Origin of the sequence: Lacisediminimonas sp., assembly GCF_030645335.1 — a bacterium.
Classification (GTDB): Bacteria; Pseudomonadota; Gammaproteobacteria; order Burkholderiales; family Burkholderiaceae_D; genus Lacisediminimonas.
On record NZ_JAUSNH010000152.1, the window covers coordinates 1 to 7422 of the forward strand.

The 7422-nt window shown below is 65.2% G+C and carries 2 protein-coding genes; both read left to right on the forward strand.

The features are described 5' to 3' along the window. The coding region (locus Q7T64_RS10690) for a hypothetical protein (protein ID WP_304795327.1) at window positions 1–396 on the forward strand (396 nt) is incomplete at its 5' end. Window positions 397–415: 19 nt separating this feature from the next. Beyond that, window positions 416–7422 (forward strand): type I polyketide synthase (locus Q7T64_RS10695; protein ID WP_304795329.1); only part of this gene is annotated, 7007 nt, incomplete at its 3' end.

Sequence of the window (7422 nt, forward strand, 5' to 3'; positions counted from 1 at the left end):
GTCACGCTTGATCTGCGCTTCACCGATGCCGAAGGACTGGTCTTTGGCGGCATTGCCGGCTTTGTGATCAAGCGCGCGCCGCGCCAGGCAATGCTGCGCGAGCTCGGCAGCGGTGTTGCGCGCCTGCTGCACGGCGTGCGCTGGCAGGACGTGGCCGCTGTGCCGCCAGATGTTGCCGCTGGCCGCCAACCTGACCTGCCGGTTAGCGATGCCGAACAGGCTGCGTCAGGAGGCGCGTTTGGCAGCCATTTACAGGAACAGCTTGAGAAAAAGGCGTCTGCCCGGGCGTCGGAAATAAAAAAGGCGTCCGCTCGGACACTGACGGTAAAGGAACTGTCGGAGACCAATGCCGAACAATTGTTACGCGAGAGATTTAAAAAGCGAACTAAAACTTGAAGATAAGAGGTGGCATTACATGAGTGACTTGCCCGATCCAGAAGAATTGTCTTTGACCAAGCAGGCGCTGCTGGAAATCGACGCGCTGCAGGCCGAGCTCGATGCGATTGAAGACGCCAAGGGTGAGCCGATCGCGATCGTCGGCATGAGCTGCCGCTTTCCCGGCGGCGCTGACGATCCGGAGGCGTACTGGCAATTGCTGCAGCAGGGCCGGGATGCGATCTCCGAGGTGCCGCCCGAGCATTGGGATGTCGACGCGCATTACGATGCTGACCCTGCTGCCCCTGGCAAGGCCACCACCCGCTATGGCGGCTTTGTGGATCATCTCAAGGACTTCGATGCCGCCTTCTTTGGCATTGCCCCGCGCGAAGCACAGTCGCTCGACCCGCAGCAGCGCCTGTTGCTCGAAGTCGCGTGGGAAGCCATCGAATCGGCCGGCATGACCACTGCCGACCTCGCTGCTCGCACCACCGGCGTGTATGTGGGTGTGTGCAGCGATGACTATATCCACCTCCTGTTGGGCCAAGGACTTGAGAAAATTGATGCCTATCTGGCGAGCGGCAATGCGCACAGCACCACCGCTGGCCGCCTGTCTTATTTGTTTGGGCTTACCGGCCCCTGCATATCGATTGATACCGCGTGCTCCTCGTCGCTGGTAGCGCTGCACCTGGCTTGCACGTCGCTGCGCAACCGGGAGAGCGATGTCGCTTTGGCCACGGGTGTCAACCGTATCTTTTTGCCTCTCATGGCCATCAATTTCAGCAAGGCCCGCATGCTGTCCACCGATGGCCGCTGCAAGGCCTTCGACATCAGCGCCGACGGCTTTGTGCGTTCCGAAGGCTGCGGGGTGGTATTGCTCAAGCGGCTGTCGGATGCGCAGCGCGATGGTGACCGCGTGCTGGCCGTGATCCGTGGTTCGGCCGTCAACCAGGATGGTCATACCAGCAGCCTGACCGTGCCCAACGGGCCGGCACAGCAAGCGGTGATCCGGCAAGCCTTGCAGGCGGCGCAGGTGACGCCGGGCCAGATCAGTTACCTGGAAGCGCATGGCACCGGCACCTCGCTGGGCGACCCGATCGAAGTGGGCGCCCTGGGTGCGGTGTTTGGCCCCTCCCACAGCAGCGAACGGCCGCTGGTGGTCGGTTCGGTCAAGACCAACATTGGCCATGCCGAAGCGGCGGCCGGCATGGCCGGCCTGATCAAGGTGGTGCTGCAGCTGCAGCACGAAGAAATCGCCGCCCATCTGCACCTGCGCCAGGCCAATCCCTACATCGACTGGAAGGCATGGCCGATCCGGATTCCGACCCAGGCGCAGCCTTGGGCCAAGGGGCAAGAGCCCCGCCTGGCGGGCATCAGTTCCTTTGGCTTCAGCGGCACCAATGCGCATGTGATCGTGGAAGAGGCGCCTGACCAAGAAGCGGTGCCGGACCGGGAAGCGACGACGACGGAGCGTCCGCTGCACCTGCTGGCCTTGTCGGCAAAGACGCCGCAGGCCTTGCAGGCGCTGGCGCAATCGTATGAGCAGGTCCTGGCGCAGGCGCAGCCGAATGGTGTGGCCGATATCTGCTTCACTGCCAGCACCGGACGGGCGCACTTCGAGCATCGCATCACCGTGGTGGCCGATTCGGCCCCATCGCTGGCGGAGCAGTTGGCCGCGCGTAGGCAGGCAGGGGATCACACTAGCGCAGTGCATGGCGGCAAGACAGCCTTCCTCTTCACCGGCCAGGGATCGCAATATGCTGGCATGGGACGGCAGCTGTACGAGACCGAGCCGGTATTCAGGGCGGCGCTGGAGCAGTGCGCGCAAATCTTGGCCGCGCACCACGAGCGGCCCCAGCTCGAGGTGCTGTATCCGGCGCAGCAGGATGCCGAGCTGATTCACCAGACCGCCTATACGCAACCGGCCCTGTTTGCGCTGGAGTATGCCCTGCACCAGCTGTGGCGCTCGTGGGGCATCGTGCCCGATGCGGTGATGGGCCATAGCGTGGGCGAATACGTGGCGGCCTGCGTCGCCGGCGTGTTCTCGCTGGAAGATGGCCTGGCCCTGATTGCCGCCCGCGGCCGTCTGATGCAGCAGTTGCCTTCTGGTGGCGTGATGGTCGCCGTGATGGCCGGTGAGGAGCAGGTGCGCCCCGTGCTCGCCGGGCAGACGGCGATTGCCATGGCCGCCATCAATGGCCCCGACAGCACGGTGCTGTCAGGGCCGGAGGCGGCCATGCAGGCGCTGGTGGCGCAGCTCGAGACGCAAGGGATCAATTGCACGCCGCTCTCCGTGTCGCACGCATTTCACTCGCCGCTGATGGCGCCGATGCTGGCCGAGTTCGAGCAGGTGGCGAACAGGATCCGCTATGCAGCACCTGCGCTCACTGTCATCTCCAATGTCACCGGCGAAGTCGCCACGGACGCCATTGCCACGGCGGCATACTGGTGCGAGCACATCCTGGCGCCGGTGCGCTTTGCTGACGGTATGGCAGCGCTGGAAGTGCAAGGGTGCGATATCTTCCTTGAATGCGGTCCCCGCCCGGTTCTGCTGGGCATGGGACGGCAGTGCCTGACGCAAGAGAGCGCGACGTGGCTGCCCTCGCTGCGTCCGGGGCAGGGAGACTGGCAAGTGCTGCTGGCCAGCCTTGGGGCTTTGTACGAGCGTGGCGCCAGCATCGACTGGCGCGGCTTCGAGCAAGCCTATCCCCAACGGCGAAAGGTCGCCTTGCCGCCTTACCCGTTCCAGCGCCAGCACTATTGGGTTGAGGGCAGCACGGCGGGCGCGGTCACGCGTGCGAGCGTTGCTGCGCCTGAGCTGCTCGCACCAGACGCCTCGCCGCTCCTGGGCGTCAAGTTGGAGCTGGCGGACGGGGATACGTTGTACAGCCAGAGCGTGCATGCCGACGGCGGCTGGCTGGCGCAGCACCGGATCTATGACTCGGTCATCATGCCGGCCGCCGGCTTTGCTGCGATGGCGCTGGCGGCGCAGGGTGGCGCTGCGCAACTGGACGACGTCGTGTTTGAGCGGCCCCTGATCGTGGGCGGAGCGTGCGATGTGCAACTGCGCATCCAGCCCGATGCAGCGCTCGCCCAGGCTGGCGAGCAGCGTTTCCGGATATACAGTCGGGCGCAACATGCACAGGCCGACTGGCAACTGCACAGCTATGGCCGTATGGGCGCATGCGCCGAAACGCCAGTGCAGCTTGATCTGGATGCCCTGCGCGCGCGCCTGCAGCCGCAGCCGATGCAGCAAGTCTATGAGCGGTTCATCAGCCTGGGGCTGGACTTGGGTCCGGCCTTCAAGGGCATCAAACAATTGTGGCGGGGCGCCGGCGAGGCGTTGGCAGAACTGCGCCTGCCGGCGGAATTGGCCAGTGGCACGCACATTGAACCCATCCACCCGGCGCTGCTTGATGCGTGCACGCAAGCCGGCCTGGGCGCCTTGGGCGATGACCAGGAGGCGATGCTGTACCTGCCCCTGCAGTATCGCCATATCTCCCTGCAGCGCTCGGCCCCGGCGCACCTGTTTTGCTACGCCGTGCGGGTCGCCGCCGACGCCCGGGCGCAGACGGTCACGCTTGATCTGCGCTTCACCGATGCCGAAGGACTGGTCTTTGGCGGCATTACCGGCTTTGTCATCAAGCGCGCGCCGCGCCAGGCGATGCTGCGCGAGCTCGGCAGCGGTGTTGCGCGCCTGCTGCATGGCGTGCGCTGGCAGGATATGGCCGTGGCCGATGTGCCGCCAGATGCCGCCGCTGGCCGCTGGCTGGTGCTGGGTGAAGCGAACCAGGGCGCCGCGCTGATTGCGCAACTGACCGCCCTCGGTGGGCAAGTCTGGTCAAGCGAATGGCGCAACATGGAAACGCAGCTGGCACAGGCCGCTACGGCCGTTGACGGTTCTGCCGAATCGGCATTGCCGCTGCAGGTGCTGCTGCTGGCGCCTGCCGCCCAGGACATGGATGCAAGCCTCAGCGAAGCGGTACAAGCCGTGCTGCGCGTCACACAAACCTTGCTCTCCCGCGCCAATCCGGCCGCCTGTCGTTTGACCCTGGTGACGCAGCAAGCGATTGCCGTGGGCGACCAGGCCGACGTGCGGCCAGAACAGACGGCCTTGTGGGGCCTGGGACGCGCCTTGCAGAGCGAGCAACCGCAACTGGGCCTGCAGCTCATCGATATCGAGGCCGCTACCGCGGGCGACGCCCTCGGCAGGGCTTTGCTGGATCAGGGCGAAGCACAACTGGCGCTGCGCGGCACGCAGATCCTGGTGCCGCGGCTGACGCCGCTGGCACTGCCGCCGGCGCCGGCACCGGACATGCGTCCAGAAGGCAGTTATCTGATCACCGGCGGCCTGGGGGCATTGGGAGTTGAAGCTTGCGCCTGGCTGCTGCAACAGGGCGCCCGGCACGTGGTGCTGGTAAGCCGCCGTGCGCCCGACGACGCTACCCGGCAACGCATTCTGTCGCTGGCCGCTGAGTGGGACAGCCAGATCGACGTGCAGACAGCCGATGTCGCCGATGAGGCACAAGTGCGGGAGTTGATCACCCAGTTTGGCGAGCAGTTGCCAGCCTTGGCCGGCGTGATCCACGCCGCCGGCGTATTGGACGATGGCCTGGTGACCGAGCAGAGCCCGGAGCGTTTTGCGCGCTTGTTTGCGCCCAAGGTGCAGGGCGCGCTGCACCTGCATCAGGCTACCCGCCACTTGCCGCTCGATTTCTTTGTGCTGTATTCCTCGGTCGCTGCCCTGCTCGGTTCTCCTGCGCAGAGCAGCTATGCCGCCGCCAATGCCTTCCTTGACGGGCTGGCCCAGCATCGCCACGCGCACGGCTTGTGCGCTACCAGCATTGCCTGGGGCCCGTGGTCCGGAGGTGGAATGGCACAGTCGGCGACCGTGCGCGCCAACCTGGCGCAAATGGGTCTGGCGCTGCTGCCGGTCGCGCAGGCGCAGCAGGCGCTGGCGCAGGTGCTGGCAGCCGGCTTGCCCTGTGCGGCGGTGTTGCAAGCGGACTGGCCACGCCTGGGGCAACGCGCCAATCTCCTCACGCGCCCCTTGCTAAGCCTGCTGTTGCCCCAAGAGGCCGCGGCCGACAGTGCGCTGCTGCTGCAGTTGCGCGCAGTGCCCGCCGCTGGGCGTCAATCCCTCTTGCAAAGTCATTTGCAACGCGAGCTGCAAGCGATCCTGCGTCTACCCCAGCTACCCGATCCTGAAACGGGCTTCTTTGACCTGGGCATGGACTCGCTGATGGCCGTGGAGCTACGCAATCGCCTGAAACAGCAATTGGGCGAGAGTGTCACCCTTGGCAACACCATCGCCTTCGACTATCCCACCCTGCACAAGCTGGCCGTCCACCTGGCAGGTCAGCTCGGGATGCTGGTACACAGCAAAGCGGTGCCGCTGCACACCAGCGCGCCGGTGATCGAGAGCGATGCGGTAGCGGTCGTCGGTCTGGCCTGCCGCTTCCCTGGCGCCTTCGACCAGGCGGCGTACTGGCAGTTGCTGACCGAGGGCACCGATGCCATTACCGAAGTGCCGGCGGCGCGCTGGGACATAGATGCCTACTATGATCCCGACCCGGACGCGCTGGGCAAGATGAGCACCCGTTATGGCGGCTTCATCCGCGATATCGACCAGTTCGACCCGGCCTTCTTCGGGATTGCCCCGCGCGAGGCCATTGAACTCGATCCGCAGCAGCGTCTGCTGCTGGAGATGAGCTGGCACGCGCTGGAAGATGCCGGTATAGCGCCGGCGGCTTTGGCGGGCAGCAGCACCGGCGTTTATGTCGGCATGAGTTCTCACGATTACAGCCAGTTGATGGCGCGTGGTGGCGAGCAAGCCATCGGTACTTACATGGGTACGGGCACGGCACATTCCGCGGCGGCCGGGCGACTGAGCTATGTGCTGGGACTGGAAGGCCCCTGCCTGGCGATTGATACCGCCTGCAGCTCATCGCTGGTAGCCCTGCATCAGGCGCGGCGCGGCTTGTTGAATGGCGAATGCGACCTGGCCCTGGCCGGTGGCGTCAACGTCATCCTCACGCCGGAGTTGACCATCTATTTTAGCCGGGGCAGGTTCATGGCCCCCGACGGCCGCTGCAAGACATTTGATGCCGCCGCTGATGGTTATGTGCGCGGCGAGGGCTGCGGCATGCTGGTACTCAAGCGTCTGTCAGATGCCAGGCGTGACGGCGACCGCGTATATGGCGTTATTCGCGGCTCGGCCGTGAATCAGGATGGCGCCTCGGGCGGCCTGACCGTGCCACACGGCCCGAGCCAGGAGCGCGTCATTGCGACCGCACTGGCACAGGCCCAGATCGAACCGGGTGAGGTGCGCTATGTGGAAGCGCATGGCACCGGCACCCGTCTGGGCGACCCGATTGAAATCCAGGCTTTGCACAATGTGCTGGGTGTGGCGCACAGCAAAGAGCAGCCGCTGATGGTGGGCTCGGTCAAGACCAACATCGGCCACCTGGAAGCGGCAGCTGGCATGGCCAGCGTCATCAAGGTGCTGCTTGGCATGCAGCACGACTGCATGCCGGGACAACTCCACTTCCATACGCCGTCGCCCCACATTGCCTGGGACGATATGCATGTCAAGGTGCTCAGTGCCCAGCAACCATGGCCGGCGGGGCGGCGCATTGCCGGCGTCAGCGGCTTTGCCTTCCAGGGCACCAACGCGCATGTGCTGCTGGAAGCAGTGCCGGCGCCGGCAGCGCATGCGCCAGCAGCGGAACGGCCTTTGCACTTGCTGACGCTGTCAGCCAAGACCAAGTCGGCGCTGCAGGCATTGGTGGCAAGCTATCAATCCTGGCTCATCAGCCATCCCGATGCCGACCTGGCAAACATTGCCTACACGGCCAATACAGGACGTTCGCATTTCTCTTATCGGCTTGCGCTTGGCGCCGCGACCATCGACGAATTGTCCACGCGTCTGGCTGCGCTGCAAGAGGGCGAGGCAGGCGCCGATGGTGAGCGCCCGGCGCTGCCGCTGGGGGCAAGGCCGTTCAAAACGGCCTTCCTCTTCACCGGCCAGGGATCGCAATATGCTGG